Genomic DNA, 25,794 nt, shown 5'->3' on the forward strand with positions numbered 1-25,794 from the left:
GCCCGGAAAGCGCGGCATCCAGCAATGCCTCCGGGCATAGTCGCCAGCGCAGTCATCTGCGTGTGGGCATGGGCTGGTGGCTGGCCCTGGTCCTGCTGGCTCTGGTGCTGCTGTGGGCGTTGGGCTCGGGCCAGTTTGCGCTCGAGCCGGCACAACTGGTCGAAGCATTGTGGGCGCGGGCCACGGGGGCGGCTTCGCCGCTGCCGCCAGCGGCCGAAACCGTGCTCTGGAACATCAGGCTGCCGCGCATCGCAGCCGGCGTGGCGGTCGGTGCGATGCTGGCTGCAGCCGGTGCGGCCTACCAGGGCATGTTTCGCAACCCGCTGGTCTCGCCTGACATCCTGGGCGTTTCGGCCGGTGCCGGCCTGGGGGCCGTCGTCGCCATCTATCTGGGCCTGTCGATGTTTGCCGTGCAGTGGCTGGCCTTTGGCGGCGGACTGGTCGCAGTGGCCGTCGTGGTGGCTATCAGCGCCTGCGTGCGCAGGCACGATCCGGTGCTGGTGTTGGTACTGGCAGGTATTGCTCTGGGCGCTTTGCTGGGTGCCGGCATTGCCCTGATCAAGACCCTGGCCGACCCGAACACCCAGCTGCCGTCCATCACCTTCTGGCTCATGGGTGGCCTGTCGGCCGTGACGCTGCAGGAAGTGGGCGCCACGACGCCCGTGATGTTGGCAGCCCTGCTGCCCTTGCTGCTGCTGCGCTGGCGTATCAATCTGCTGGCACTGCACGATGAGGAAGCACGGGCTCTGGGCGTTCCGGTCGGGCGGCTGCGCCTGGTGCTGGTGGTTTGCGCCACGCTGGGCACGGCGGCGGCCGTGTCGCTGGCCGGCATCATTGGCTGGGTCGGGCTGGTGGTGCCGCATGTGGCACGCCTGCTGGTCGGTCCCGATTTCGTGCGGCTGCTGCCGGCTTCGGCTCTGCTGGGCGCGGGCTTTGTGGTCGCGGCCGATACGCTGGCCCGTACCATGGCGCGTATCGAGCTGCCGCTGGGCATTCTGACGGCCCTGGTCGGTGCACCATTCTTTCTGTATCTGCTGGCCCGCACGGGCCACCGCGAAGGAGATACCTGATGACGGTGCTGGACTTGCAGGGTCTGCGTACCGGCCATGGCCGCAGCGTGGTCAGCGAAGCGGTGGATCTGTCCATTGCCGCCGGCGAGGTACTGTGTCTGCTCGGCCCCAACGGCTGTGGCAAGACCACGCTGTTTCGCACGGTTCTGGGCCTGTTGCCGCCACTGGCGGGTCGGGTGCTGGTGCAGGGCCAGCCGGTGCAGCACTGGCCGCGCGCGGAGTTCGCGCGCCGCGTCGGCTATGTGCCTCAGGCCCAGGCCGGGGTGTTTGCCTTCGAGGCGCTGGACATGGTGCTCATGGGCCGCGCTGCGCGCCTGCCCCTGCTGGCCAGGCCCTCCGGCGCAGACCGGGCCATGGCACTGGCCTGCATGGAGCGGCTGCAGATCTCCCATCTGGCCGCATGCCGCTACACGGAGCTCAGCGGCGGCGAGCGGCAACTGGTGCTGATTGCACGCGCGCTGGCGCAGGAGCCGGCGCTGCTGGTCATGGACGAGCCCACGGCCAGCCTGGACTTCGGCAACCAGATCCGCGTGCTGGAACAGATCGAGGCGCTGAGCGCCCAGGGCATGGCCATGCTGTTGTCCACCCACCAGCCCGAGCACGGCTTGCGTGTGGCCAGCCGGATCGCTTTGCTGGGCCACGGGCGGCTGCTGGGCGTGGGCGAGCCGCGCGCCGTGGCCACGCCCGCAGCGCTGGCTGAACTCTATGACGTCAGCGAAGCGGCGATTGCCGCCCATCTATCGGGCGGCCGCTGAAGCGCTCAGCGCAACGCGGCGCTGGAGGCAAAGAAGGCCGGATGCTCGCTGATGTCCTGGGCGGCCAGCCGCAGTTGCAGCGCCTGCTCGGGCAGGCGCTGCTGTATGCGCCGGGCCAGGGCTTGCAGCAGCGGCACGGCCCTGGCGGGAGCGCTGGTGGGCAGTTGCTGCAGTCTCTGCAGCGCGCTGCGCACACCGCGCAAGCTGCTTTCGGACAGGAGTACATCCGCTTGCAGCTGGTGCAGGATCAGCACGGCCTTGCCCACACGCAGCGCGGCCAGACCGCAGTCGGCAGCATCCTGCACGGCAGGGGCGCTGACTTTTTCGGAGGCGCGCACCAGGCGCAGCAGGCGGTGGTAGAGGCGGGCGCGCCAGACGCGCACGTCGCGGGCGTGCACCGGGGCACAGGCCATGTCCTGCAGCTCATGAACCATCATGGCGCGCAGGCCGTTGAGCCTGCCTTGCGCGGTGACGGGCAGGATGAAGCGATAGGCGGCCCAGCCGGCCAGAGGGCCGGTGACGATGGCAAAAGCCATGGACAGCGAGTGGCCCACATCGAGCTGATAGGGGAAATGCGGCGACAGCGCCAGCAGGATCACCATATTGCAGTCAAAGCCGTACAGCGTGGTGCGGCGGTGGCTGAGCAGCAGGGCGCCAAGGAAGATGAAGGGCAGCATCATCAGCACCATCTGCAACTGGCTGTTGGCAAACGGCCAGGCAAACCACTGGCAGGCCAGCGCCACGCCCGCGCCCATGGCCTGGCCCAGAATCACAAAGCGCATGGTGAAGGCCGGGTTCTCGAACGAGGAGAACACGGTGATCATCACCGACAGGCCCAGCAGCATATAGGCGCCGCCATGCCAGCCCGTGACGACCCAGATCAGGCCGACCAGAAAAATGGAGCTGAAGGCCCGCAGCATGGCCCGGCGTGCGCCCACCCAGTCGCTGTGCAGGACCACGGGCAACTGGCGTGCGCGATGGTGGGCCGGCAGAGTCAGGTCGCTGGCAGCCACAAAGTGGGCCTGCAGGGCCAGGCCGATATTGCCCAGGATTTCCTCGGCATGACCCCAGCCTGCGGCGGCGTTGCGGGCCGTGGCAATGGCGTCGATGGCGGCCAGCGGTGCGGGCTGGGTTTCGAGCAGCATGGCAGCCTGCTCCAGTGCGGCCGTCATGGCCTGGGCGTGGTCGGGCGAGAACTCGGGAGTGATGGTCTTGCCCGTGCTGTCGCGCAGCCAGAGCAGGGCCGAGATCTGGGTATTGATCAGGCGACGCAGCGCCCGCACGGCGCGGCGTGAACGCTGCGAGCCCGCTGCATGCGGGTCAAGCCCTTCTTCGATGGCAGCCATCACGGCCAGTCGCTCGGCCAGGTCCCTGGGGCTGAGGGCGCTATGCCCGCTAGCCGTGGCCTGTGCCGCATCGGCGATATCGCGCAGCAGACGCGCGCAGAGTCGTCGTACCCTGCCGTCGCCGGGGACTTCAGCTCCCACGGGCGTGAACAGCCAGCCCACGACGAGGGCGGCAGCCACGCCGGTCAGTGCGGTGAACAAACGATCCCAGCCCAGTGCGTAGACATGGGCGGGGTTGCCGTTGTCCAGCAGGGCCACCATGGAGGCCGAATAGCCGGCCAGCATGGTGCCGTAGGAGGCAAAGCTGCGCTGCAGATTGCCCAGGCCCGCGCATATGCCTATCCACACCGCCAGCCCCGTGACCAGCCAGAGCAGATCTCCATTGGCCACCAGCACCAGCACCACGCCGGCGGCCGTGCCGACCAGCGTGCCCGTGGTACGGAAAAAGCTTTTCTCCAGCAACTGGCCGCGCAGCGGCTGGGAGGCGGCCCAGACCGTCATGCCCGCCCATTGCGGATGTTCCAGCCCCAGGGCCCAGGCGGCGAACACGGCAATACAGGCTGCAAAAGCCGTGCGCAGATGCTGGCGCAGGCGGGCGCTGTCAAAGCCCCATCGCGTGGCGCTCTCCAGCAGGCGGTCGTAGGCAGCCACGCTCATGCGCGCTCCTCGGTGTCGGGCTGGGCTTGGGCTGAGCGCTGCTCGTGCATCTGCTCGATGCGGGCGCGAATCTTGTTGACGCCGTCCAGCATGGCCTCGACCTCGGAGTCCTCAAGGTCCTGCAGCAGACTGAGCTCGGCCTCGAGCATGGTGGCGCGGATGCTGTCCACGGCGCTATTGCCTTCGGCCGTGAGAAAGATGCGCTTGCTGCGGCGGTCGGCAGCATCGGCGCGGCGCTCCACCCAGCCCTTGCCTTCGAGAATGTCCAGCAGGCGCACCAGGCTGGAGCCGTCCAGGCCCACGCGCTCGGCCAGCTCCTTTTGCGTCACGCCGTCGCCCCAGGCGCGCAGATGCAGAAGCGGCGTCCAGGTGGCGTCGGTCAGGCCGCTGGCCGCCAGCTGTTCTTCGACAAAACGCCGCCATTGGCGGGTCAGGGTAACCATGAGAAAGCCCAGGCGGTCGCGGGAGGGAGCATCGGCAAAAGACATAGCCGAATTTTGATGCTTGCTCAATTAATTTGCAATTCAAATTAATTGAGTCTGCATTTATAGCAAGGGTATTCCCTTGTATTTATGCAGCAAAAAAAGAGAGCGCCAAGCGCTCTCTTTCAAAGGGTTTCAGACCTGTAGATTTTCTAGTTTTAATCCAGTCAGGCGTAAGCTGCTATCAAAACAGTGTTGGAATCCAGAGGTTCAATGCTAGGCCGGCGATCAGCAGCCAGGCGAACAGCGCCAGGGCCAGAATCAGCGGCCGGGTGCCGGCAGCACGCACGGCGCGGATATGGGTGGTCAGGCCCAGAGCGGCCATGGCCAATGCCAGCAGCGCGTTGTCGAGTTGAATGCCGACGCTGACCGCTTCCTTGGGAAGCACGCCCAGGGAGTTGACGCCGGCCATGGCCACGAAGCCCACGGCAAACCAGGGAATGGTGATCCGGTTGCCGGGCTGGCCGTCGTTCACGCCCAGGGCCCGTTCGCTGCGCGTCAGCCACATGGACAGCACCAGCAGGAAGGGAGCCAGCATCATCACGCGCACCATCTTGGCGATCACGGCCGTGTCCGCAGCCTGGCTGCCTATGGCTTCGCCGGCGGCCACGACCTGGGCCACCTCATGCACGGTGGAGCCGACGAAAACGCCGTACTGCTGCATGCTGGTGTCTATCCAGCCGTACTCGGCATTCCAGTGGAACAGCGCCGGGTAGAGAAAAGTGCCTATGGTGCCGAACACCACCACGGTGGCCACGGCCACGGCCACGTCCTCGGCACGGCCCTTGACCACGGGTTCGGTGGCCAGCACGGCGGCAGCGCCGCAGATGGAGGCGCCAGCCCCCACCAGCATGGTGGTGCGCTTGTCCATGCCCAGCAGCTTCTGGCCTATCCACTGCGCCAGCAAAAAGGTGCTGGACAGCACCAGCGCATCGATCACCACGCCGGCCATGCCGACCTGGCCGATGTCCTGGAAGGTCAGGCGCAGACCGTAGAGCACGATGCCGGTGCGCAGCAGGCGGGCCTTGGTGAAGGCGATGCCGCTGGCACACTGGCTGGCAATGGCTGGGTAGACGGTGTTGCCAACCAGCAAACCGATGATGATGGCCAGCGTCAGCGCGCTCAGGCCGTTGTTCTTGATGGCCGGAAACTGCGCGGCCCAGGTGGCCACGGCAGCGATGGCGCCCGCCAGCAGCAGGCCGGGAATCATCCCGCCGGTCTTGTGCATCCAGCCTTGCGAGGGTGCGGAGTTTTTCAGTGTTGTAGTGTTCATCGTGACCTTTCGCAGCAGGCAAGACAACAGGTCTGATTGCCGGCATGGAGATCACTTTAGATTTCTTGGTTATATTTGTATAACTAATAGTTTTTGTAAGAACAACCTATAAAACAGGTAGATTGGGCTTTCTGGCGCCTGCAATTTGACTCAATCATTGACGGCCTGAGTCGCTATCGAATGGCCGGGCTGCCCGTTTTCTGCTGGCAGGCAGGGGCTGCTGGCGAGCCTGCTGTCATCGATACGAATATACGAATCATCGTCATGCTGCACCTCACCTTGCGTCAGTTCGAGATCTTCTGCGCCGTGGCCCAAAGCGGTACCACGGTGGCGGCCGCAGAGGCCGTAGCGCTTTCGCAGTCGGCCACCAGTGCCGCGCTGCAGCAGCTGGAGCAAGGCCTGGGCGTGCAGCTGTTCGAGCGCGTGGGCAAGCGCCTGGTGCTCAACGATGCGGGTCGTGCGCTGCTGCCCCAGGCCCTGGGCGTGCTGGAGCAGGCCAGAGGCATAGAGCAGACGTTTTCCGCGCGTGCGGCCAATATGCCGGTGCGCCTGCGCGTGGCGGCCAGCACCACCATCGGCACCTATGCGCTGCCCGAGGTGTTGGCGCGGCTGGCACGCTCGCATCCGCTGGTGCGCGTGGACCTGCAGATTGCCAACACCCAGGAAGTGGGAGAAGCCGTGCTGGCCATGGAGGTCGACATGGGCCTGATCGAGGGCAGCAGCCACTGGCAGGGGCTGGAGGTCGAGCCCTGGCTGCGCGACGAACTGGTCATCGTGGCATCGCCACAGGACCCGCTGGCCGAGCAGGCGCGCAGCAAGCCGCTGGGCGTGGCAGCGCTGCGCAAGGCGGCATGGTTGCTGCGCGAGGCGGGTTCTGGCACGCGCGAGATGGTCGAGCATGCGCTGCTGCCGCATCTGCACCAGTTGCCTGCGGCTGCCACGCTGGGCAGCTCCGAGGCCATTGCACGTTGTGTCGAGCAGGGGCTGGGCATCAGCTGTCTGTCGCGCGTGCTGGTGCAGTCACAGCTGCAGGCTCGTGCGCTGGAGATTCTGCCCACCACCTTGCCGCGCATGTGGCGCAACTTCTCTCTGGTGCAGCGCGCCGGAAAGCGCCGCTCGCCCGCGCTGCAGGCCTTTGTCGATGCCTGCAAGGCCGGCGAGCCGTCCACAGCCCAAGCGCCAAACACGCTGTAGCGCTTGAATGACAGTCGCAGGCAGCTATGGTTTTCTTGACAATGATTTTGCTTGCGGCGCCGGTTTTGCCCCTATATTGGATAGACAAGTCGGGCGCGGGTTGCACAGCGCCGGCTTCCACAAGCAGGGAGGAACACCATGAAAACCATCGATGAAATGCTGCACCTGGACCTGCTCACCCATGAACAGCATCTGCAGATCAGCCACTGGATCGACGATGCGCAGTCCCCCGAGGCCATTTTGCAGATGCCTGCCGGACTCTGGCAGGCCGTGGAGCGCGCCAGCCAGGCCATGGGCGTGAACGAGGATTTGCTGCGCCCGCCGGCGCTGGACGCGGGTGGCCTGACTTTCAGTCAGTAAGTCGCCGGGCTGGGTCTCAGTCAAAACTACCTCAAACGCAGGCTGCACAAGCGCAGCCTGCTCTGATTTCTATTTCAACGGGATAGCCGTGCCCTGGGGCACGGCCACGGCGGTGACGCTGTTCTGCGGAGAGCCCTCGATCACCCGGTCCGAGTAGGTCATATAGATCAGGGCATTGCGCTTGGCATCGACCATGCGCACCACGCGCAGGCGCTTGAACAGCAGCGAGGTACGCTCGGTGAACACTTCTTCCTGCTGCTTGAGCGGCGCGGGGAACTGGATATTGCCCGTGGCCTGGCAGGAGATAGACGCTTCCGAGCGATCCTCGGCCAGGCCCAGGCCGCCCTTGATGCCGCCGGTCTTGGCGCGCGAGACATAGCAGGTCACGCCCGGCACCTTGGGGTCGTCATAGGCATCGACCACGATCTTGTGATCCGGACCAATCCACTTGAAGACGGTATCCACGGCGCCGATCTGCTCGGCATGGCTCATGCCGACAAAGGCCATGGTTCCTACGGTGGCGGTCGCAATGGCCAGAGCGGCGGAGAGCAATTTCATGGTGGTGTGCATACAGTGAATTAAGGGTTAACCCTTGTCTTTTGACAGGGCATTGTGTCCCGGGCAAGGGATTGGCAGCCGGCCTTAGGACAATACCGGCTGCTGCAGAGCTTTCTGTATTGCATCACGGTTTGTCCCTGCCTGCTGGCGGGCACCGGCAGCTGAGACGCTGCCACAGGCATGACACAGCGCATGCCGGACTTGCTAACTCCCTCTTTGATCTGCGACGGCCCCCAGGGCGGTGGCTCCATGCAAGCGCCGCATCCACCGGATGTGGCTGTTATCTATGTCGGTTAACGTTTCCGCGCCCGGTCTGAGCGCTTCCTCCCTGTTGCTGATGGCACTGGCCTGCGGCCTGTGCGCGGGCGGCAATTATTTCAACCAGCCGCTGCTGCACTCGATTGCCGGTCATTTCTCGGTCAGCGAGTCGGCGGCCGCGACCAGCGTGACGCTGGCCCAGGTGGCCTATGCGGCAGGTCTTTTGCTGCTGGCCCCGCTGGGCGACAAGCTGCAGCGCCGCGGCCTGGCCGTGAGCCTGATGTTGCTGGCTGCCCTGGGGCAGGCGCTATGCGGCCTGGCGGACCAGTTCGATCTGTTTCTGCTGGGCACGCTGATGGCCGGTCTGTTCTCGGTTGCAGCCCAGGTGCTGGTGCCCATGGCGGCGGCCCTGGCCCAGCCGGGGCAAAGCGGGCGGGCCGTGGGTTGGGTCATGAGCGGTCTGCTGCTGGGCATCTTGCTGGCGCGCAGCGTGGCCGGCATGGTCTCGGAGGCCTGGGGCTGGCAGGCCGTCTACCAGGGCGCTGCGCTGGTGATGGCCGTGGTCGCGCTGTGGCTGTGGAAGGCGCTGCCGGCATCGCGCAACCCCAGTCCTGTCAGTTATCCACAGGTGCTGAGAAGCATGTGGCATCTGCTGCGCAGTCAGCCGGGTCTGCGCCAGCGTACCCTGGTCAGCGCGCTTGCGTTCGCCTCGGTCAGCGTGCTGTTCTCGACCATGGCGCTGCAGCTCTCCAGCGGTCCCCTGGGCCTGGATGACGGGCAGATAGGCTTGATCGGTCTGGCTGGCGCGGCCGGTGCCTTGGTGGCCACGCAGGCCGGGCGTCTGGTGGACAAGGGCCTGGGCCGCGTGAGCTGCGCCATCGGGGCGCTGGCCCTGCTGCTGTCCTGGCCGTTGCTATGGGTGGGCGGAGCGCATCTGGGCTGGTTCGTGCTGGGCATGGTGGTGATCGATCTGGGCCTGCAATGCCTGAACATCACCAACCAGGCCACGGTGGCCCAGCTCCTGCCCGCGGCGCGCGGCCGCATGAATGCCGTCTACATGACGGGCTATTTCACGGGCGCGGCGGCGGGCTCGGCGCTGGGGACTCTCGCCTGGCGCATCAATGGCTGGCAGGGTGCCTGCGCCCTGGGCCTGGCCCTGGCGCTGCTGGCCTGCCTGGGCACTTTCAGAATGCGCAAGACCCACGGGCTTATGGCCGCTTAAAGATCCCAGCGCAGGGAGGCGCTAAAGCTTCTCTGCGGATAGGGATGGAAGTTCCAGTACTTGGCATTGTTGGCGTTGTCTATGCCAAAGGCTGCCGACAGCTGTCTGTCGATCTGATAGCGGGCCCGCAGATCGACGCTGAAGTACTGGCTGGCACCCATATAGGTGTCGGCATGCACATCGCTGTTGTCCAGATTCGAGTACTGGCGCCCGCTATAGCGCGCGGCCACAGTCAAGGCCCAGCGTTCATCAGGCTTGTAGGTGGCCCAGGCTGTGGCACGCCAGCGTGGCACGCGCGGCTGCCATTTGCCCACGCTGGCCGGATTGGCGGCATTGGCCGTGATGCGCGAGTTGGCCCAGGTCAGGCTGCCGCCCAGGTCCAGCCCGCGAATCCACACCGACTGCGCCGAATAAGCCAGTTCCAGCCCCGAAGTACGGACCTGATCCACGTTCTGCACCGCAGAGATAGTGGTGCCGGCAATCAGCTGGCTGTAGAGCGCATCGCGCGTGCGCTCATGGAACCAGGTGGCGCGCAGCAAACCATTGCCCAGATCCTGCTCGGCCGTCAGCTCGCCCGTCCAGGACTTTTCGGGTTTCAGATTCGGGTCGTTGATGAACGACAGCGCGCCGCCCGAAGTCGCGCCATACAGCTCGCCCACGGTGGGAAAGCGCACGGCACGGCCTAGCGAGGCCTTGAGTGTGGTGTTGCGGGCCAGCTGGTAGGCCAGCGCGGCCTTGGGCGAGAAATGCGATTCGCTGCGCTGGGCGTAACTCAGCTGGCTGCTGGTCGTGGCGGTATGGCCCTGGCTGGCCGTCCAGTCCTCCCAGCGCAGACCCAGCACGGCCTTCCAGTCCCTGGCCAGCTGCCAGCTGTCCTGTGCCCAGGCATAGCGGGTCTCGGCCCTGCCGCCGACCTGGCTGACGACAGCCTGCTCGTTGGCCGGGCCGGACTGCCAGTCGCCCAGCACGTTGTATTTGCTGATGTTGAGCTTGTAGGCATCGCGGCCCAGGCCGAAGTCCACGATATGTGTGCCCTGCAGGCCCAGTATGTCGTTCTGTCGCCATGTGCCCTTGGCGGCCAGCGTGTTCCAGCCCGTGCCGTCCTGATCCTGCAGCGTGCCCTTGCCGCCTAGATTGGCAGCCGGCTGGGCGACGGCGGGCACGCGCTGCTGATCCTTGCCGTAGTCATAGAGGCTGGCGCTGAGCTCCCAGTCAAACTCGCCCTGGGCATGACTCTTGAGCGAGACGCCATGCATGGTGTGTGTCTGCTGGTCCTGGCTCAGGCCGAAGGCGGTGTCGGCCAGCTTGTAGGTCTTGCCGTCGATATTGATGTTGCCGCTATAGACCGGCTGACCGTCGGGCCCGCGCAGATAGGTCTCGGAGCTGCCTCTGGCGCTGTTCTGCCACCAGCCCAGGGTGTAGCTGGCGCGCAGCGTGGGCGTGATGTCGTAGGCCAGCTTGATCTTGGCGTGATCCTGCCGGGTGCGGTACTGCGTGCCCGCGCCCAGGATGTACCAGGGCTGGTTGGTGGTGTTGAGCCCGGCAATCGCCCCGGTCACGGGCGTGCCGGCACCCCCCGCCACGCCGGCGGACTGCAGCACGGTGGGGAAGGTCATGGGCTGGCCCTGGCTGTCGCTGCGGCTCAGATTGATCCAGTACGACCAGTCGCCGCTTCTGCTGCCGATGGAGGCGCTGGTATTCCAGCTGCGGTAATGGCCGCTGCTGCCCAGCACGTCGGCACTCTGGTGGGCATAGCCGGCGGCCACATGGGCTTCGAGCTTGTCGGGCATGCGCGTCACATAGTCCACCACGGCGCCGGCGGAATTGCCGGGGTAGGCGGCCGAGAACGGGCCGTACATGACATCGACTCGTTCGATCTCCTCGGGCGTCACCAGGCCCCAGCGCGGCGCATAGTTGCTGCCGTTGGCAATGCCATTGCCCAGATAGTTGGACAGCAGAATGCCGTCGGCATAGACGGCCGAGCGCGCGCTATTGCCCGTGCCCGAGGCCCGCGTGGAGAGGATGGCGTGGTTGTAGTCGCCGATATAGCGCTTGCGCACCAGCAGGCTGGGCAGATATTTGAGCGCGTCCTCGCTGTCGGTGGCATTGATGCGGGTCTCTATCTCCTCGCGCGTGATGCCTTCGATGGTGGTCGGAATCTGCGTGGGCAGCGAGCTGGGCTGGCCGCCGTTGACGGTGACCACGCCCAGGGTCTTGGAGCGCTCAGGCAGGTCGGCGGAGTCGGTTGAGGTCTGGGCCAGGCACGGCCATGCGATACCACTGACAACCAGTGGCAGAAAAATCTGTTTCATGAATGCTTACCTTGGGACGTGGTCGTCCCTATGAATCTGATAGCGGCCGGCGCAGATCGGAACTGCGCTAGAGCCCGAAATGGTTCAAAGGTAAGCGGGGGGCGGCCCGCGCGCAGGCAGGGGGGCTGCGGTGAGTGAGGCAATGCGCGCCCGCTCCACGGGCTGCAGCGCATGCCACAGCGGCGACTCGGTAGGCGGCGGCAGCTGCAGCGCGGGCGGAGGCGGTGCTGCATGGGGCAGGCACATGGGGCAATCGAGGTGGCCCGCACCCAGGGCACTGCCGCCGTCTTCGCCCTTGACGATCAGCTTGACCGCGCCGGTGCTGGTGCAGATCAGCTCAAACCCCTGAGACTGGATCAGCGGCGCGGCTGCCGCCACCCCCATGGACAGTGCCATCCATGCCAGCACGCACCGGCCCAGCAGGCAGGTGGCAATGCGGCGAAGCTGTTGCAAGGTCATGGGTGGGCGGTGCTGATATGCGTCCGCATCATACGTCGTCCGCCGCCTCAGAGCATGCGTGAAAACCGCCGCGCAAGCCCTGCCGCAGGTGCAAAGTGCTGTGACTTCAAATACAGAACCCGGCGCAAGGCCGGGTTCTGTATGGAGGTGCCGAGGGTTCATGCACGGCTCCTGGGCTGGAATATAGGCACTCGCTCAAGCGAGAGATGGCAAGCAAGAGCCTGGCCGGCCGCGCCGCCTCGCGGCGAGGCCGTCGTCCCCCTCAGGGGGAAGGCGCGTCAGCGCCTCAGGGGGTCACTGTCCATTCACATGCTTGCGCAGATGCTCCAGAGCTTCTTCCACCTGATCCACCAGCACCAGGCACAGGTCGCCGGGCTGCAGGCGCGCCAGGGCATGGTCGATGGCAAGGAACTCGCCATGGATCTCTGTGCTGTAGCTGGTGCGCGGAGCGCCTTCCAGGCCCTTTTTCAGCAGGGCCAGCACTTCTCCATCCACGCGGCCACGCTGGCAGGCATCTTGATAGAGCACCACATCATCGAACACCTTGCCCAGGATCTGGGTCTGTTCGGTGATGTCCTGGTCGCGGCGATCGCCGGCGCCCGAGATCACCACGCTGCGGCGTTTGGCGGGCATGGCTTCCACGGCCTGCGACAGCGCGCGGATGGCGTCGGGGTTGTGGCCGTAGTCGGCAATGATGGTGGCGCCCTTGTAATCCATCACATTGAAGCGGGCAGGGGCGTTGTCGCTGTCATTGAGGAAGCCTGCCAGACCGCGACGGATGGTCTGCCAGGGCAGGCCTGCGGCCCATGCGGCGCCGATGGAGGCCATGACGTTTTCCACCTGGAAGGTGATGGTGCCGTTACGGGTCAGCGGAATGTCGCGCAGCGCGATGCTCTCGCGCCAGGAACCTTCTGCGGCCACGATGGCGTCGCCATCGACATAGACCACGCGGCTGCCCTGGGCACGGTGCGTGGCCATGACGGGGTGGTGGCGGTCGGCGGCAAAGAAGATGACCTTGCCGGGGCAGACATGGGCCATGGCCGCGACCAGTGGATCGGCGGCATTGAGCACGGCATAGCCCGTGGAAGCCACGTTCTGCACGATGACGCGCTTGAGAACGCTGACATCTTCCTTGGTGGTGATGAAGTTCAGGCCCAGGTGGTCGCCTTCGCCCACATTGGTGACCACGGCGACCTGGCAGCGGTCAAAGCCCAGGCCTTCACGCAAGATGCCGCCGCGTGCGCATTCCAGCACGGCCGCATCGGTCTCGGGGTGGGCCAGGGCGTTGCGCGCACTCTTGGGGCCCGAGCAGTCGCCGCTGTCGATCTGGCGGCCGTTGACGTACACGCCATCGGTGTTGGTCATGGCAGTGCGCCAGCCATGCGAGGTGAACAGGTGAGCGATCACGCGCGTGGTCGTGGTCTTGCCGTTGGTGCCGGTGACGGCGACCAGGGGGATGCGGCCGTCGTCGCCGGGCGCGAACAGCTCGTCCACCATGGGCACGCCCACATTGCGGGGACGGCCGAAGGAGGGCGCCAGGTGCATGCGCAGGCCGGGGGCGGCGTTGACTTCCACGATGCCGCCACTTTGCTCTTCCAGAGGCTTGAGCATGGTTTCGCAGACCACGTCCACGCCGCAGATATGCAGGCCTATGGTCTGTGCGGCCTCGATGGCGCGCGCGGCGATTTCGGGATGCACATCATCGGTCACATCGGTAGCGCTGCCGCCGGTGGACAGATTGGCGTTGTTGCGCAGCACCACGCGCTGGCCCTGGGCGGGCACGCTGTCAGGCGTCAGGCCTTCGCTGGCGATGCGGGCGATGGCGATATCGTCCAGCCGCACCTTGGTCAGTGCCGTGCCGTGGCCGGAGCCGCGGCGCGGGTCCTGGTTGACGATGTTCACCAGCTCGCGGATGGTGTGCTGGCCGTCGCCCAGCACCTGGGGAGGCTCGCGGCGGGCGGCAGCGACCAGCTGGCCGCCGACGACCAGCATGCGGAAGTCATGGCCGGGCAAAAAGCGCTCGACGAGGATCTCGTCGCCAAATTCGCTGGCGGTCTTGTAAGCGGCCTCCAGGCCTTCGCGGGTGGTGATGTTCACCACCACGCCCTTGCCCTGGTTGCCGTCCTGGGGTTTGACCACCACGGGCAGACCCACTTCCTGGGCCACGGCCCAGGCGTCTTCCACGTCGGTGACGGGACGGCCCATGGGCACGGGCACGCCGGCTGCATGCAGCAGGCGCTTGGTCAGATCCTTGTCCTGCGCAATGGATTCGGCCACGGCACTGGTGGAGTCGATCTCGGCGGCCTGGAAGCGGCGCGCACGCGAACCCCAGCCCAGCTGCACCAGCGAACCGGTGGTCAGGCGACGGAAGGGAATGCCGCGTGCCACGGCGGCATCGACGATGGCGCCGGTCGAGGGGCCGATGCGGTCGTCCTCGTCCAGCTCGCGCAGCTCGGCAATCGTGGCGTCGGCGTCAAAGGGCGTGTCGTTCAATGCCGCCTGAATCAGGGCTTCGGCACGCTCCATGGCCAGCTTGCCCACGGATTCTTCGGTGTACTCGACCACCACCTGGAAGGTGCCGTGCTCCACGGTCTCGTGGGTGCGGCTGAAGGTGACGGGGCAGCCAGCCTGGGCCTGCAGCGACAGGGCGGCAACCTCCAGCACATGGGCCAGCGACAGGCGCTGGTCTGCGCCATGCGGCTGCAGCGTACCGATGGTGGGGAAACGCGCGCGCAGCTTTTCTTCAAAGCCGGGCATGGCGGTGTACAGCAGCTCGCTGTCTTCGCAGTGCACGATGGCTTCGATGGCTGTGCTGCGGGTCCAGAGGTTGGGGCCGCGCAAGGCTCGGTTGCGAGTGATCTGCATAGTGTTTCTTTCAGCTGAATTTCAAGCTTTTTCTTGGTCTGACGCTTGTGAGGAAAGCGTCAGCAGCTATATCTGTTGAAGCGTTTTATGGGGCAATCAAGCCTGGTATTCAAAGGTCTTGATGCCGGCGCCGATCAGCTCGGGTGTGATGTCCAGCGCCCAGGCGGAGGCAATCGCAGCCAGCAGCGCGCTGGTGTCGGGGCGCTTGCCGCCGGCCAGGGACAACGCTTCCAGCGTGCCCAGCACACGTTCCTGCGTGCCGGTGGCCAGCACCACGTTGTTGCCCTTGAGGAAGACGGCGCGGCCGCCTTCATGACGGGCTTCGGTGTTGGCGCGGTGGGCGGCGACAAATTCATTGTCGGCGCCGGTGGCGTACAGAATGACTTCGCCGTCGCAGAGCTCGGCCAGATCGGCCACTTCGGGCAGGTCGGCGTTGAGCACGCCCGCGCCTTCGTCCAGTACCACGTCGATCTGGGTGCGCATCACGCGGCGCATCTGGCCGGGCTCCAGCACATCGTGATCGGCCAGTTGCTCGTAGCCGTCCATGTCGGTGACCACGCCGACCAGGCAGCGGTCATAGGCCAGGCCTTCTTCCAGAATGGAACGGGCCGTGGTCTGGATGACGGCGGCTTCGGCCAGACGGTTGGTCAGCAGACGATGGGCTCCGGCCCAGTTGGCGGTATTGGTCTTTTGCGTATGGCGATTGGCGAGGAACATGCCTTCGCTGCTGGCCACGCCGGTCAGCTTGCCCGACAGCTGCAGCAGCCAGCCGACCAGGCGCGAAATGAAGGCGTTGTTGCGTGTGCCCACAATGCCGACCACGGGGATGCGACCGGCGCCGGCACCGTCTTCGCGGGGGAAGAGATGGTCGGCAATCGCCATGCCCACGGGGCGCGGTGCGCCGCTGGTGGGCTTGAGGTGCATCAACAGGCCGGGGCCGGCGTTGACTTCCAGAATTGCTCCCTGGCCCTGCATGGGCTTGGAGACATCCTTGAGGATCATGTCCATGCCGGCAATGTCCAGGCCGACGATCTTGGCGGCCAGCACGGCGTAGTAAGCCACGTCGGGGTGCACATCGTCGAGGCAGTCGATGGCCATATTGCCGTTGCGCTGCAGCAGCACGCCCTGACCCTGGGGAATCACGCTGTCGGGCGTCACATGCTGGCGATTGAGTTCCAGCTTGACGGCACCGGCTTCCAGATTGATCCAGTCCAGCGGGTATTCCTGCTCGGGGCCGCGGCGCGGGTCCTGGTTCAGCACTTCCACCAGCTCGCGCAGCGTGGCATTGCCATTGCCGTAGACGGAAACCGTCTCGCCCTTGGTCGCGGCCACCACCTTGCCGCCCACGACCAGCAGGCGGTGCTCCACGCCGTCGATGAATTTTTCGACGATCACGTCCGAGCCTTCGGGCTGGGCCAGTGCAAACGCGGCCTTGATGTCTGCTTCCTTGGACAGCTCCAGGGTCACGCCACGGGCATGGTTGCCGTCCGAGGGCTTGACGGTCACGGGAAAGCCGATGTCCTGCGCCACTTCCCAGGCTTCTTCGGGCGATGCCACGATCTGGCCTTCGGGCACGGGCACGCCGCAGGCGGCCAGCAGGCGCTTGGTGAAGTCCTTGTCCTGGGCAATGCCTTCGGCGATGGCGCTGGTCTGGTCGGACTCTGCGGTCCAGATGCGGCGCTGTGCCGCGCCATAACCGAGCTGCACCAGGTTGCCGTCGTTGAGGCGGATATGGGGAATGCGGCGCTCGCTGGCGGCATCGACGATGCAGCCGGTCGAGGGGCCCAGGTAGCGGTCGTTGATGGCCGTCTTGATGGCATGTACGGCGGGCTTGAGGTCGAACGGCTCGTCATTGATGGCCGCCATCAGCAGCTTGTGCCCATATTCCAGCGCCACGCGGGCCACGGCCTCTTCGGGGCAGCGGAACACCATGCGGTACACGCCGCGCCTGGAAATTTCGCGGGTCTGACCGAATTCTGCGGGCATGCCGGCCAGGTTCAGCAGCTCGATGATGACATGCTCCATCACATGACCCATCCAGGTGCCGCCTTCCAGGCGCTGGATGAAGCCGCCGCGTTCACCGACGCCGCAGGTGTGCTCGATCAGATCGGGCAGCCAGCTGGTCAGGCGCTCGTTGAGGCCGGGGATCTTGTTGGACGGATAGTCTTCCAGCTCTCCCAGATCCAGCCAGACCTCCAGTACCGGGCGGTAGGTCCAGACACTGGGGCCACGCAGGAAAGTTGTGCGCAAGAGTTGGATGTCGTTGAATTTCGCCATGTTGATCAGCGGATAGGAATGAGGAGAGCAGGTTTTCTTAAACTCCTGCCCCTGATAGGTTGGCATTGTGCGCCCAGAATCTGCATTGTGAAGCTTGTCAGCCTAAATGCAGGTTCGCGCGTTAACCAGGATATATCGGACGTCAGGCGCAGCCATATTCACCATGCCGATGCGGTTGCCCGCATGACTCTTGGAGCCGCCATCGGCGGAGAAAAATAACTCAACATGCAACATCACCATACTGTGGACGCCTCGGCAGTCTTTGCCGGCCCCCTGGGGGGCGAGCTGCGAGCAAGACTCGCTGAACATGAAAACGTATTAGCCGTCGTCCCGGTTGACCTGAGTGCGGATTTGCAGTTCGGCAGCGGCCTTCTGGCCCTGACCCAGGAGCGTCTGCTGGCCTGCGATCCCAAGACCCGGCAGTGGCGTGAATGGGCCCTGGCGGTAGATCAAAGCCTGCGCCTGCAGGATCATGGCGGTGTGGGCAACCTGGAACTGCATGACAGGAGCGCGCGTCTTGCACAGTGGCTGATCACGCTGAAGCATCAGACCTCCATGCTGCAGCTGATGCAGCAGTTCGACCGCCAGCGCGAGCGCATCGCACGTCAGGAGGCCTATAGCGCGGTCAGCGATGAGGATGTCCCGCATTGCCCGGTCTGCCACTCGGTGCTGCCGCCCGATACCGAGGAATGCCCGGCCTGCGCACGCCAGCAGGCGCCCCAGACCTCCACCTGGGTGCTGCTGCGCCTGTGGCGTTTTGCTAAACCCTATCAGGGCCAGCTGCTGCTGGGCTTCTTGCTGACCCTGGCCACCACGGCGGCCCAGTTGGTGGCTCCTTATCTGACCATCCCGCTGATGGACAAGATACTGATTCCGTTCCAGAACGGTGAAAAAATCGACCGGGATCTGGTTTTCTTCTATCTGGGCATGCTGCTGCTGTCGGCGCTGCTTGCCTGGGCATTGGGCTGGGCACGTACTTTCGTGCTGGCCAAGGTGTCCGAGCGCATAGGCTCCAATCTGCGCACCACCACCTACAACCACTTGCTGAACCTGTCGGTGGATTACTACGGCAGCAAGCGCACGGGGGATCTGATGGCGCGTATCGGTGCCGAAACCGATCGCATCAATCTGTTTCTGTCGCTCAACGCACTTGATTTTGCAACCGATGTGCTGATGATCGTGATGACATCGGCCATCCTGTTCTCCATCAACCCCTGGCTGGCGCTGGTCACGCTGGTGCCGCTGCCCTTCATCGCCTGGATGATCCACACCGTGCGCGACCGCCTGCGCACGGGCTTCGAGAAGATAGACCGCGTCTGGTCCGAGGTGACCAATGTGCTGGCCGACACCATTCCCGGCATCCGCGTGGTCAAGGCCTTCGCACAGGAAAAGCGTGAAGCCGACCGCTTTGCCGACGCCAATCTGATCAATCTCCAGGCCAACGACAAGGTCAACAAGACCTGGTCGCTGTTCACCCCCACGGTGACGCTGCTGACCGAGGTCGGCATTCTGGTGGTCTGGGGCTTCGGCATCTATCTGGTGGCCGGCGGCTCCATCACGGTCGGTGTGCTGACCGCCTTCATCGCCTATATCGGCCGTTTCTATACCCGCCTGGATTCGATGAGCCGCATTGTCTCGGTCACGCAGAAGGCTGCTGCCGGTGCCAAGCGCATCTTCGACATCCTCGACCATGTCAGCAATGTGCCCGAGCCCAGCAACCCCGTGAAGCTGCCCGGCAAGGCCAAGGGTGCCATCACCATGGAGGATGTGGGCTTTCGCTACGGCAGCCGTGCCGTCATCAAGCATCTGAACCTGGAGATCAAGCCCGGCGAGATGATCGGACTGGTCGGCCACAGCGGCTCGGGCAAGAGCACCCTGGTCAATCTGATCTGCCGTTTCTACGACGTCTCCGAGGGCTCCATCCAGCTCGACGGCGTGGACGTGCGCCGCATGTCCGTGTCCGACTACCGCAGCAATATCGGCCTGGTGCTGCAGGAGCCCTTCCTGTTCTTCGGTACGATTGCCGAGAACATCGCCTACGGCAAGCCCGATGCCACGCGCGAGGAAATCGTGGCCGCGGCGCGTGCCGCCCATGCCCACGAGTTCATCCTGCGCCTGCCCCACGGCTATGACTCCCTGGTCGGCGAGCGCGGCCAGGGCCTGTCGGGTGGCGAGCGCCAGCGTATCTCCATCGCGCGTGCGCTGCTGATCGATCCGCGCATCCTTATCCTCGACGAAGCCACCTCGGCCGTGGATACCGAGACCGAAAAGGAGATCCAGAAGGCGCTGGACAATCTGGTCCAGGGGCGCACCACGATCGCCATTGCCCACCGCCTGTCCACCTTGCGCAAGGCCGACCGTCTGGTGGTCATGGATCGCGGCGAAATCGTCGAAGTCGGCCCGCACGACGAGCTGATGGATCTCAAGGGCCATTACTTCCGCCTGTACGACGCCCAGGCACGCCGTGCCGAAGAGGATGCGCAAGCGGCCGGCCTCAAGCTGCAGACCAAGGAAACACAATGATCGAAGCTCCCCAATCCAATCTGAGCGGTATGCAGCTGGAGCGCAACGCCCATGGCCGTCTGGTGCTGACCCTGGGCAACGGCCTGGTCTACGAAGCCGTCGTTCCCGTGCGTGCATTTCCGATTGCCGCGCCTGCCGAAGGGCTGTCGCTGATCGCCGCCGATGGCAAGGAAGCGCTGTGGGTGGCCCGCATGGCCGACCTGCAGCCCGAGCATCGTCAGCTGATCGAGCAGGACCTGGCAGTGCGGGAGTTTGTGCCGACCATAGAGCGCATTCTCAAGGTCTCGAGTTTTTCCACCCCCAGTACCTGGGATCTGCAGACGGACCGCGGCCTGACGCAGATGATGCTCAAGGCCGAGGAAGACATTCGCAAGCTGGCCGGGCGCACCCGACTGCAGATCACGGGCCAGGATGGCGTGCAATATCGGATTCCCGACAGCAGCAAGCTGGACCGGCATTCGCGCAAGCTGCTGGAGCGCTTTCTGTAAGCCGCGCAGCGCGACTATTTCAAGGGCCTCGCATAATCGCGAGGCCCTTTTTTGTATCAAATTGCGCAGTGGCGCTTGATATATATAGGCTAATAGCTATCAAAATAGGATTGAAAATAATCCTACAGTTTTCTCAAGCGTGGCCGATAACAGGGCGAGATAGCTGATTTTCCGCCTGCACCTTTTTACTGCCGAGGGCCAAGCCATGCAAATTCCACCTCTAGACCGGACACAGACGCCCTGGCGTACCCAGGGTGCGGATTTGTATTCCACAGGCGCCTCTGGCGCCGCGCCGGTGCGCCCCGTGAATGCGGTGAATGCGACGGAGTCGGTGGACAAGATCGGCGAGGGCCGCACGGTGCGTGAGCCCGAGAAGCCCTCGGCTCCCGATACCGAGAACCGCGACTGGACGCTGGCCGAGGAGGTCAAGCAAAAGGAGGAGGTCGAGGAGCCGCCCAAGGAGCCGATCTCCAAGCAACTGATCGAGTTCATCCAGTCCATGTGGCGCGCCAGCGCCCAGGCGGTGGAGCAGGCGCAGGAAACCAGCAAGTCGGAAGATCTGCTGCAGAGCAAGCAGCAGGCGCGCAATGAGCCGCTGACTTATTCCGAGCCCCGGATAAAGCGCAGCGGCAACGCCAAGTAAGTGATTGCTTTTTTGAGAGCTGATTGCGCTTGATATTCAAGCGCTTCAGCTATTTTTATATCTTATTTGCTTTCAGGATCAGCGCTGTCAGCTTCTGATTTGTGAGCATCGTCCTTGGCCGGTGCAGCTGCCACGGCTTCCGCGGCCTTGGCCTTTTCACGCGCTGCCCGGTATTTGACGGCAAAGGCGCGCACTTCCTCATAGGTGACAAAGCCGTCCTTGTTGGTGTCGGTTTCGTCAAAGGCGGCGGCCAGCTTGGGGATGATGGCCACTTCCTTGCGGCTGAGCTTGCCATCCTGATTGAAGTCCAGCATCTTGAACTGCTGCTGGGCCTTGATCTCGCCCTTGGAGAGCTGAGTTCCCTGTCTTTCCGCCACCTTGTCGCTGGCGATTTCCTCGGCGCGCACCGTGGGTAGCAGCAGCACGGCGCTGGTCAGCAGCACGCCCATGGCGGTCTTCATGACCGAGCTGCTGCGCGCGACGATGGGGTGGTTCTTGGCTTTTGACATAGCGGTACAGATGAGGGCCATGACGGCATTCTCAAGCACCGTCCCGCCGCACTTTCAAAGTTTTGCATTCGCTTGCCGGACTTTGCCAAGCTTTACGTAGGCAGCGCCGCCTTGTCGTGGGCAATGCCGCTGCGCACATGGCCCGAGGGAACATGCCCGGCTGCATTGCGCACATGGCCGGTCTGGTCGTCGAAGAAGAAATCGGGCTCGAACTCGCGCAGAAACCCGCCCTTGGCCAGTCCGCCGAGGAACATGGCTTCATCGACATCGATCTTCCAGTCCATCAGCGTATTGAGCGCACGCTCATGGGCCGGGGCGCTGCGCGCCGTGACCAGGGCCGTGCGCACGCGCATGCCGGCCACATCGGCCTGCTGCAGGCGGTGCAGGGCGGCCAGCAGCGGCTTGAAAGGGCCCTCAGGCAGCGGCTGGGCGGCTTTCTCCAGCTCATGCTGCTGGAAAGCCTCCAGGCCCTGGGCCTGGAAGATGCGCTCGGCCTCGTCGGAAAACAGCACGGCATCGCCGTCGAAAGCGATGCGCACTTCGCGCGGATGGCTGCTGCTGGCGCGCATGGAGTCGGTGAACACATGGGCGGCCGGGTAGCCCAGCTGCAGTGCCTGGGTCACGTCATCGGCATTCGCCGAGAGAAACAGCTGGGCTCCCAGCGGACGCAGATAGCCGAAGGGGTCGCGCCCCTGGGTGAATACGCCGCGCTGTATGGAGTGCAGGCCGTGGGCCTGGGCCGAGCGGAAGACGCGCATGCCGCTGACGGGGTCGTTGCGCGAGAGCAGCACCACTTCCACATGCTGCTGTGCCTCGGTGTTGAAGGCCAGCAGCTTCTTGACCAGCGAGAAGGCCACGCCGGGCGCGGCAGGCACGTTCAGCCGCTCGCGCTGCAAGCGCAGATAGCTCGCCGGGTCGCTGTCCTCGAAGAGGCGGTTTTCCTCCTCGAAATCGAACAGGGCTCGCGAGGAGATGGCGACGACGAGCTTGTCGTTCAGGGTCATGGCCATGGCGGTACGGCTTTGGGCGGATGTGCAGACAGGCTTCGATGATACGCAGGCCGCCGCGCCCTCACCAGTTGGCTTCGCGCTCGGGCGTGGCACTGATATGGTGTATGGACAGATCGGCACCGTCGAACTCCTGCTCCTGGCTCAGGCGCAGCCCCATGGTTTTCTTGAGCAGGCCATAGACCAGCAGGCCGCCGAGCGCTGCCCAGGCCACGCCCATCAGCGTGCCTATGAGCTGGGCCAGCGGATGCACGCCGCCAAGCCCGCCCAGTGCCTGCGTGCCGAAGATGCCGGCCGCAATGCCGCCCCAGGCGCCGCACAGACCGTGCAGCGGCCACACGCCCAGCACATCGTCGATCTTCCATTTGTTCTGCGTCAGCGTGAACATGAAGACAAAGATGGCGCCGGCGGCAGCCCCCACGACCAGTGCCCCCAGAGGATGCATCAGATCCGAGCCCGCACAGACGGCAACCAGGCCGGCCAGCGGGCCGTTGTGCACAAAACCCGGGTCGTTTTTGCCCACGGCCAGGGCGGCCAGCGTGCCGCCCACCATGGCCATCAGCGAGTTCACTGCGACCAGACCGGAGATCTTGTCCAGACTCTGGGCACTCATCACATTGAAGCCGAACCAGCCCACGATCAGAATCCAGGCGCCCAGCGCCAGAAAGGGAATGCTGGAGGGCGGTGTGGCCGCAATCGCTCCGCCCTGGCGGTAGCGATTGCGGCGCGGGCCCAGCAGCAGCACGGCTCCCAGGGCGATCCAGCCGCCCACGGCGTGGACCACCACGCTGCCGGCAAAGTCATGGAACTCGGCACCGGTCAGCGCCTTGATCCAGGCCTGGACGCCGAAATGCTGGTTCCAGGCAATGCCCTCGAAGAAGGGATAGATCAGGCCCACGATCATGGCCGTGGCGATCAGCTGGGGCCAGAACTTGGCGCGCTCGGCGATGCCGCCCGAGATGATGGCGGGAATGGCGGCGGCAAAGGTCAGCAGAAAGAAGAACTTGACCAGGCCGTAGCCGTTGAGCGCAGCGAGCTGCTCGGCGCCCACGAAAAAGTGCGTGCCGTAGGCCACGCCATAGCCGAGAGCGAAATAGACCACGGTGGAGACCGAGAAGTCGACCAGGATCTTGACCAGGGCATTGACCTGGTTCTTGCGGCGCACGGTGCCCAGTTCCAGGAAGGCGAAACCGGCGTGCATGGCCAGGACCATGACGGCGCCCATCAGAATGAACAGGGCATCCGCGCCCTGTTTTAGTGCTTGCATGAAAACGCTCCAGCTGAAATTTGCTATTTATTGGTGCGAAATTGAGGGAAATACCCGCAATGCACTAAAAGAAAGCAAGAATTGCGCCAAGCTGGAGTGGGCGCTTCCGCACCGCTGCGGACGCGGCCGGCCTATTTGACGAACTGGTTGAGCTGGATGATGGGCATGAGCACGGCCAGCACGATGAGCATGACCACCAGTCCCATGACGACGATGAGCAGCGGCTCGAGGATCGTGGCCAGGTGCATGGCGCGGCGCTGGACCTCGGTGGACAGCTGGGTGGCGGCACGCTGCAGCATCAGCGGCAGCTGGCCCGTCTGCTCGCCCAGCCGGGCGAACATGGCGACCAGGCCCGGAAAGCGCTTCTTCTGAGCCAGGGCCGAGGCCAGTGGCGCGCCTTCGCGCACCAGCACCAGCGCATCCATGGCATCGGCGCGCAGGGCGCGGTTGTTCAGCGTCTCGGCCGCGGCCTGCAAGGCCTTGAGAATGGGTACGCCCGCTCCGGCCAGCATGGCCAGAGTGCCGGCAAAGCGCGCCGCGTTATAGCTGCGCGAGAGCCGGCCTATGAGCGGCAGACGCAGCCACTGGGCATCGAAGCGCTCGCGAAACGCCTCGTTCCTGAGCGCCAGCCGAAAGCCCACGGCAGCCAGCAGCAGCACGGCCAGCATGAGCCAGCCGTAGTGGCGCACAAAGTCGCTGATGCCGAGCATGACCACGGTGAGAAACGGCAGCGCACGCTTGGTGCCGGCAAACACGCCGGCCACCTGCGGCACCACATAGCTGACCAGAAAGATCACGATGACGATGGCCACCAGCGTCACGATGGCCGGATACAGCGAGGCGCCGATGAGCTTGGACTGCAAGGCCTGGCGCGCCTCCAGGTCGTCGGCCAGGTTTTCCAGCACCGGACCCAGGCTGCCGCTGGATTCGCCGGCGCCGATCACGGCGCAAAAGATATCGGAAAACTCGCGTGGATGCTGTTCCAGCGCCCTGGCAAAGCTGGAGCCGGCATTGACCTCGGCCCTCAGCGCTGCGACCAGCTGATGCTGGCGTTCGTCCTCGGCTTCCTCGGACAGCGCGGCCAGTGCGCGTTCTATGGGCAGGCCGGAGCTGACCAGGCCCGAGAGCTGGCGGGTCCATACCGCGAGGCTGGTGGAGTTGAAGACCGGGCGCGTGAACCATCCGGAAGCGCCGGTGCGGCCTTGGCCCTTGCCAGCGGCGACGGGCTCGACCTGCAGCGGCACCAGGGCCTGGCTGCGCAGCTGGCTGCGCGCGGCACGGGCGTTGTCGGCTTCCAGGGTGCCCTTGCGGGTCTGGCCCTGGGCATCCAGGGCTTCAAAGGTAAAGGCGGGCATGCGCGAATCGATCTGACGGGTGAGGGGTTAGTGCAGATGGTAGCGACTAATGATGTCAGCACTTCGGCGTTTGAGAGAGCGAGCCCGGCTTGACGCAGGTCAGGACTGCCGCGGGCGAGGTCGGCACAATGGTCTGCCGATTCAAGAATGCGAGGTTTCGATGCTCAAGGACAAGGTTGCATTGGTGACGGGGGCTGCATCCGGCATAGGCCGCTGTGTGGCACTGACATGGGCCAGGGAAGGCGCGCGGGTGGTGCTGGCCGACCTCAACGAGGAGCAGGGCCAGGAGAGCGCGGCCTTGGTGCGCGAGCTGGGTGCCGAGGCACTGTATCTGCGCGCCGACGCCGGCAGCGCGGCGGATCATGAAGCGCTGGTGGCCCTGACCATGCGCCACTTCGGCAGGCTGGACGTGGCCTGCAACAACGCCGGCATCGGCGGAGCCAGCGCGCCAACCGCCGACTATCCACTCGATGCCTGGGAGCAGGTGCTGCGCGTCAATCTCTCGGGTGTCTTCTATGCCTGCAAATACCAGATCGCCGCCATGCTGCAGGGCGGTGGCGGCTCCATCATCAATATGGCGTCCATACTCGGCGCCGTGGGCTTTGCCAACTCTGCAGCCTATACGGCCGCCAAGCATGGCGTGCTGGGCCTGACCAAGGCGGCGGCGCTCGAGTATTCGGCCAGGGGCGTGCGCGTCAATGCCGTGGGGCCGGGCTTTATCCACACTCCCATGATCAGCGGTCTGGAGCAGGACCCGGCTACGCATGCGGCGCTGGTGGCGGCCCACCCCATGGGACGCCTGGGCCAGCCCGAGGAGATCGCCGAGCTGGTGGCCTGGCTGGCCAGCGACCGTGCGTCGTTTGTGACGGGCGCTTATTACCCGGTCGACGGCGGTTACTTGGCGCGCTGAGTGG

21 protein-coding genes are annotated in these 25,794 nt (G+C 64.9%); 9 read left to right on the plus strand and 12 right to left on the minus strand.

From position 1 onward, the window contains the following. Positions 1–68 precede the first annotated feature (68 nt). Positions 69–1,070, plus strand: coding sequence for an iron ABC transporter permease (locus FSY45_RS11605; RefSeq protein WP_080944430.1), 1,002 nt, complete (start codon positions 69–71; stop codon positions 1,068–1,070). Next, positions 1,070–1,825 (plus strand): ABC transporter ATP-binding protein, encoded by a 756-nt coding sequence (locus FSY45_RS11610; protein WP_003061849.1) that lies wholly within the window; start codon positions 1,070–1,072, stop codon positions 1,823–1,825. Before FSY45_RS11605 ends, FSY45_RS11610 begins: the two co-directional genes overlap by 1 nt. Before the next feature lie 5 nt (positions 1,826–1,830). On the opposite strand, the gene FSY45_RS11615 is transcribed toward FSY45_RS11610, so the two are convergent. From FSY45_RS11615 to FSY45_RS11625, 3 genes are all read right to left on the minus strand, one after another. Continuing rightward, complete coding sequence (locus FSY45_RS11615) at positions 1,831–3,828, minus strand: FUSC family protein (protein ID WP_046461023.1); 1,998 nt, start codon at positions 3,826–3,828, stop codon at positions 1,831–1,833. After that, on the minus strand, positions 3,825–4,316 hold the full coding sequence (locus FSY45_RS11620) for a MarR family winged helix-turn-helix transcriptional regulator (protein ID WP_003061853.1): 492 nt from the start codon (positions 4,314–4,316) through the stop codon (positions 3,825–3,827). Before FSY45_RS11620 ends, FSY45_RS11615 begins: the two co-directional genes overlap by 4 nt. Before the next feature lie 178 nt (positions 4,317–4,494). Then, on the minus strand, positions 4,495–5,583 hold the full coding sequence (locus tag FSY45_RS11625) for a YeiH family protein (protein WP_046461024.1): 1,089 nt from the start codon (positions 5,581–5,583) through the stop codon (positions 4,495–4,497). Between the two features lie 264 nt (positions 5,584–5,847). Between FSY45_RS11625 and FSY45_RS11630 the strand changes: the two genes are divergently transcribed. Both FSY45_RS11630 and FSY45_RS11635 read left to right on the plus strand, forming a co-directional pair. Continuing rightward, complete coding sequence (locus FSY45_RS11630) at positions 5,848–6,777, plus strand: LysR family transcriptional regulator (protein WP_046461123.1); 930 nt, start codon at positions 5,848–5,850, stop codon at positions 6,775–6,777. Positions 6,778–6,915: 138 nt separating this feature from the next. Further along, a complete protein-coding gene (locus FSY45_RS11635) occupies positions 6,916–7,137 on the plus strand; it encodes a hypothetical protein (RefSeq protein ID WP_003058848.1) in 222 nt (73 codons plus the stop codon). A 69-nt stretch (positions 7,138–7,206) separates the two neighbouring features. On the opposite strand, the gene FSY45_RS11640 is transcribed toward FSY45_RS11635, so the two are convergent. Further along, a complete protein-coding gene (locus FSY45_RS11640; protein ID WP_046461025.1) occupies positions 7,207–7,707 on the minus strand; it encodes a CreA family protein in 501 nt (166 codons plus the stop codon). 274 nt (positions 7,708–7,981) lie between these two features. Here FSY45_RS11640 and FSY45_RS11645 point away from each other — a divergent pair, with 274 nt between their 5' ends. Next, a complete protein-coding gene (locus tag FSY45_RS11645; protein WP_046461026.1) occupies positions 7,982–9,175 on the plus strand; it encodes an MFS transporter in 1,194 nt (397 codons plus the stop codon). Here FSY45_RS11645 and FSY45_RS11650 read toward each other — a convergent pair. From FSY45_RS11650 to cphA (FSY45_RS11665), 4 genes are all read right to left on the minus strand, one after another. Continuing rightward, positions 9,172–11,487: a TonB-dependent receptor gene (locus tag FSY45_RS11650; RefSeq protein WP_046461027.1), complete on the minus strand. Its 2,316-nt coding sequence runs from the start codon at positions 11,485–11,487 to the stop codon at positions 9,172–9,174. The two genes, FSY45_RS11645 and FSY45_RS11650, sit on opposite strands and share 4 nt — an antisense overlap. A gap of 84 nt (positions 11,488–11,571) precedes the next feature. Continuing rightward, on the minus strand, positions 11,572–11,946 hold the full coding sequence (locus tag FSY45_RS11655) for a DUF2946 family protein (protein WP_003061869.1): 375 nt from the start codon (positions 11,944–11,946) through the stop codon (positions 11,572–11,574). Between the two features lie 294 nt (positions 11,947–12,240). Then, a complete protein-coding gene (gene cphA / locus FSY45_RS11660) occupies positions 12,241–14,811 on the minus strand; it encodes a cyanophycin synthetase (RefSeq protein ID WP_003061870.1) in 2,571 nt (856 codons plus the stop codon). 96 nt (positions 14,812–14,907) lie between these two features. Then, on the minus strand, positions 14,908–17,088 hold the full coding sequence (cphA, locus tag FSY45_RS11665) for a cyanophycin synthetase (RefSeq protein WP_034409253.1): 2,181 nt from the start codon (positions 17,086–17,088) through the stop codon (positions 14,908–14,910). 225 nt (positions 17,089–17,313) lie between these two features. Here cphA (FSY45_RS11665) and FSY45_RS11670 point away from each other — a divergent pair, with 225 nt between their 5' ends. The 3 genes from FSY45_RS11670 to FSY45_RS11680 all read left to right on the plus strand — a co-directional run bounded on the left by FSY45_RS11670 (position 17,314) and on the right by FSY45_RS11680 (position 20,742). Next, positions 17,314–19,611: an ABC transporter ATP-binding protein gene (locus FSY45_RS11670; protein ID WP_046461028.1), complete on the plus strand. Its 2,298-nt coding sequence runs from the start codon at positions 17,314–17,316 to the stop codon at positions 19,609–19,611. Next, the gene (locus FSY45_RS11675) at positions 19,608–20,099 is read left to right on the plus strand and encodes a DUF1854 domain-containing protein (protein ID WP_046461029.1); all 492 of its coding nucleotides are present in this window, start codon (positions 19,608–19,610) and stop codon (positions 20,097–20,099) included. Before FSY45_RS11670 ends, FSY45_RS11675 begins: the two co-directional genes overlap by 4 nt. A gap of 205 nt (positions 20,100–20,304) precedes the next feature. After that, positions 20,305–20,742 carry a hypothetical protein gene (locus FSY45_RS11680; RefSeq protein ID WP_034361309.1) on the plus strand — a complete coding sequence of 146 codons (438 nt, stop codon included), beginning with the start codon at positions 20,305–20,307 and terminating at the stop codon, positions 20,740–20,742. A gap of 62 nt (positions 20,743–20,804) precedes the next feature. On the opposite strand, the gene FSY45_RS11685 is transcribed toward FSY45_RS11680, so the two are convergent. From FSY45_RS11685 to gspF, 4 genes are all read right to left on the minus strand, one after another. Continuing rightward, on the minus strand, positions 20,805–21,272 hold the full coding sequence (locus FSY45_RS11685; RefSeq protein ID WP_003061892.1) for an EF-hand domain-containing protein: 468 nt from the start codon (positions 21,270–21,272) through the stop codon (positions 20,805–20,807). Positions 21,273–21,343: 71 nt separating this feature from the next. Beyond that, positions 21,344–22,261 carry a 5'-nucleotidase gene (locus FSY45_RS11690; RefSeq protein WP_046461030.1) on the minus strand — a complete coding sequence of 306 codons (918 nt, stop codon included), beginning with the start codon at positions 22,259–22,261 and terminating at the stop codon, positions 21,344–21,346. A 61-nt stretch (positions 22,262–22,322) separates the two neighbouring features. Further along, positions 22,323–23,525, minus strand: a complete 1,203-nt coding sequence (locus tag FSY45_RS11695) for an ammonium transporter (RefSeq protein ID WP_003058831.1) — start codon at positions 23,523–23,525, stop codon at positions 22,323–22,325. Positions 23,526–23,656: 131 nt separating this feature from the next. Beyond that, positions 23,657–24,880: a type II secretion system inner membrane protein GspF gene (gspF, locus tag FSY45_RS11700; protein WP_003061898.1), complete on the minus strand. Its 1,224-nt coding sequence runs from the start codon at positions 24,878–24,880 to the stop codon at positions 23,657–23,659. A 160-nt stretch (positions 24,881–25,040) separates the two neighbouring features. Here gspF and FSY45_RS11705 point away from each other — a divergent pair, with 160 nt between their 5' ends. Next, entirely contained in the window at positions 25,041–25,790 is a 750-nt protein-coding gene (locus FSY45_RS11705; RefSeq protein WP_003061901.1) for an SDR family NAD(P)-dependent oxidoreductase, read from the plus strand. The last annotated feature ends 4 nt before the right edge of the window (positions 25,791–25,794 follow it).

Source organism: Comamonas sp. Z1, from assembly GCF_008121555.1.
In the GTDB taxonomy this organism is placed as follows: domain Bacteria; phylum Pseudomonadota; class Gammaproteobacteria; order Burkholderiales; family Burkholderiaceae_C; genus Comamonas; species Comamonas thiooxydans.

Bases quoted from the DNA above. Each gene is read 5' to 3' on its own strand.
- FSY45_RS11685 (WP_003061892.1), bottom strand. From the start codon at position 21,272: ATGGCCCTCATCTGTACCGCTATGTCAAAAGCCAAGAACCACCCCATC.
- FSY45_RS11650 (WP_046461027.1), bottom strand. From the start codon at position 11,487: ATGAAACAGATTTTTCTGCCACTGGTTGTCAGTGGTATCGCATGGCCG.
- FSY45_RS11640 (WP_046461025.1), bottom strand. From the start codon at position 7,707: ATGCACACCACCATGAAATTGCTCTCCGCCGCTCTGGCCATTGCGACC.
- gspF (WP_003061898.1), bottom strand. From the start codon at position 24,880: ATGCCCGCCTTTACCTTTGAAGCCCTGGATGCCCAGGGCCAGACCCGC.
- FSY45_RS11670 (WP_046461028.1), top strand. From the start codon at position 17,314: ATGCAACATCACCATACTGTGGACGCCTCGGCAGTCTTTGCCGGCCCC.
- cphA (WP_003061870.1), bottom strand. From the start codon at position 14,811: ATGCAGATCACTCGCAACCGAGCCTTGCGCGGCCCCAACCTCTGGACC.
- cphA (WP_034409253.1), bottom strand. From the start codon at position 17,088: ATGGCGAAATTCAACGACATCCAACTCTTGCGCACAACTTTCCTGCGT.
- FSY45_RS11610 (WP_003061849.1), top strand. From the start codon at position 1,070: ATGACGGTGCTGGACTTGCAGGGTCTGCGTACCGGCCATGGCCGCAGC.
- FSY45_RS11675 (WP_046461029.1), top strand. From the start codon at position 19,608: ATGATCGAAGCTCCCCAATCCAATCTGAGCGGTATGCAGCTGGAGCGC.
- FSY45_RS11630 (WP_046461123.1), top strand. From the start codon at position 5,848: ATGCTGCACCTCACCTTGCGTCAGTTCGAGATCTTCTGCGCCGTGGCC.
- FSY45_RS11695 (WP_003058831.1), bottom strand. From the start codon at position 23,525: ATGCAAGCACTAAAACAGGGCGCGGATGCCCTGTTCATTCTGATGGGC.
- FSY45_RS11605 (WP_080944430.1), top strand. From the start codon at position 69: ATGGGCTGGTGGCTGGCCCTGGTCCTGCTGGCTCTGGTGCTGCTGTGG.
- FSY45_RS11615 (WP_046461023.1), bottom strand. From the start codon at position 3,828: ATGAGCGTGGCTGCCTACGACCGCCTGCTGGAGAGCGCCACGCGATGG.
- FSY45_RS11705 (WP_003061901.1), top strand. From the start codon at position 25,041: ATGCTCAAGGACAAGGTTGCATTGGTGACGGGGGCTGCATCCGGCATA.
- FSY45_RS11635 (WP_003058848.1), top strand. From the start codon at position 6,916: ATGAAAACCATCGATGAAATGCTGCACCTGGACCTGCTCACCCATGAA.
- FSY45_RS11645 (WP_046461026.1), top strand. From the start codon at position 7,982: ATGTCGGTTAACGTTTCCGCGCCCGGTCTGAGCGCTTCCTCCCTGTTG.
- FSY45_RS11655 (WP_003061869.1), bottom strand. From the start codon at position 11,946: ATGACCTTGCAACAGCTTCGCCGCATTGCCACCTGCCTGCTGGGCCGG.
- FSY45_RS11620 (WP_003061853.1), bottom strand. From the start codon at position 4,316: ATGTCTTTTGCCGATGCTCCCTCCCGCGACCGCCTGGGCTTTCTCATG.
- FSY45_RS11690 (WP_046461030.1), bottom strand. From the start codon at position 22,261: ATGGCCATGACCCTGAACGACAAGCTCGTCGTCGCCATCTCCTCGCGA.
- FSY45_RS11625 (WP_046461024.1), bottom strand. From the start codon at position 5,583: ATGAACACTACAACACTGAAAAACTCCGCACCCTCGCAAGGCTGGATG.
- FSY45_RS11680 (WP_034361309.1), top strand. From the start codon at position 20,305: ATGCAAATTCCACCTCTAGACCGGACACAGACGCCCTGGCGTACCCAG.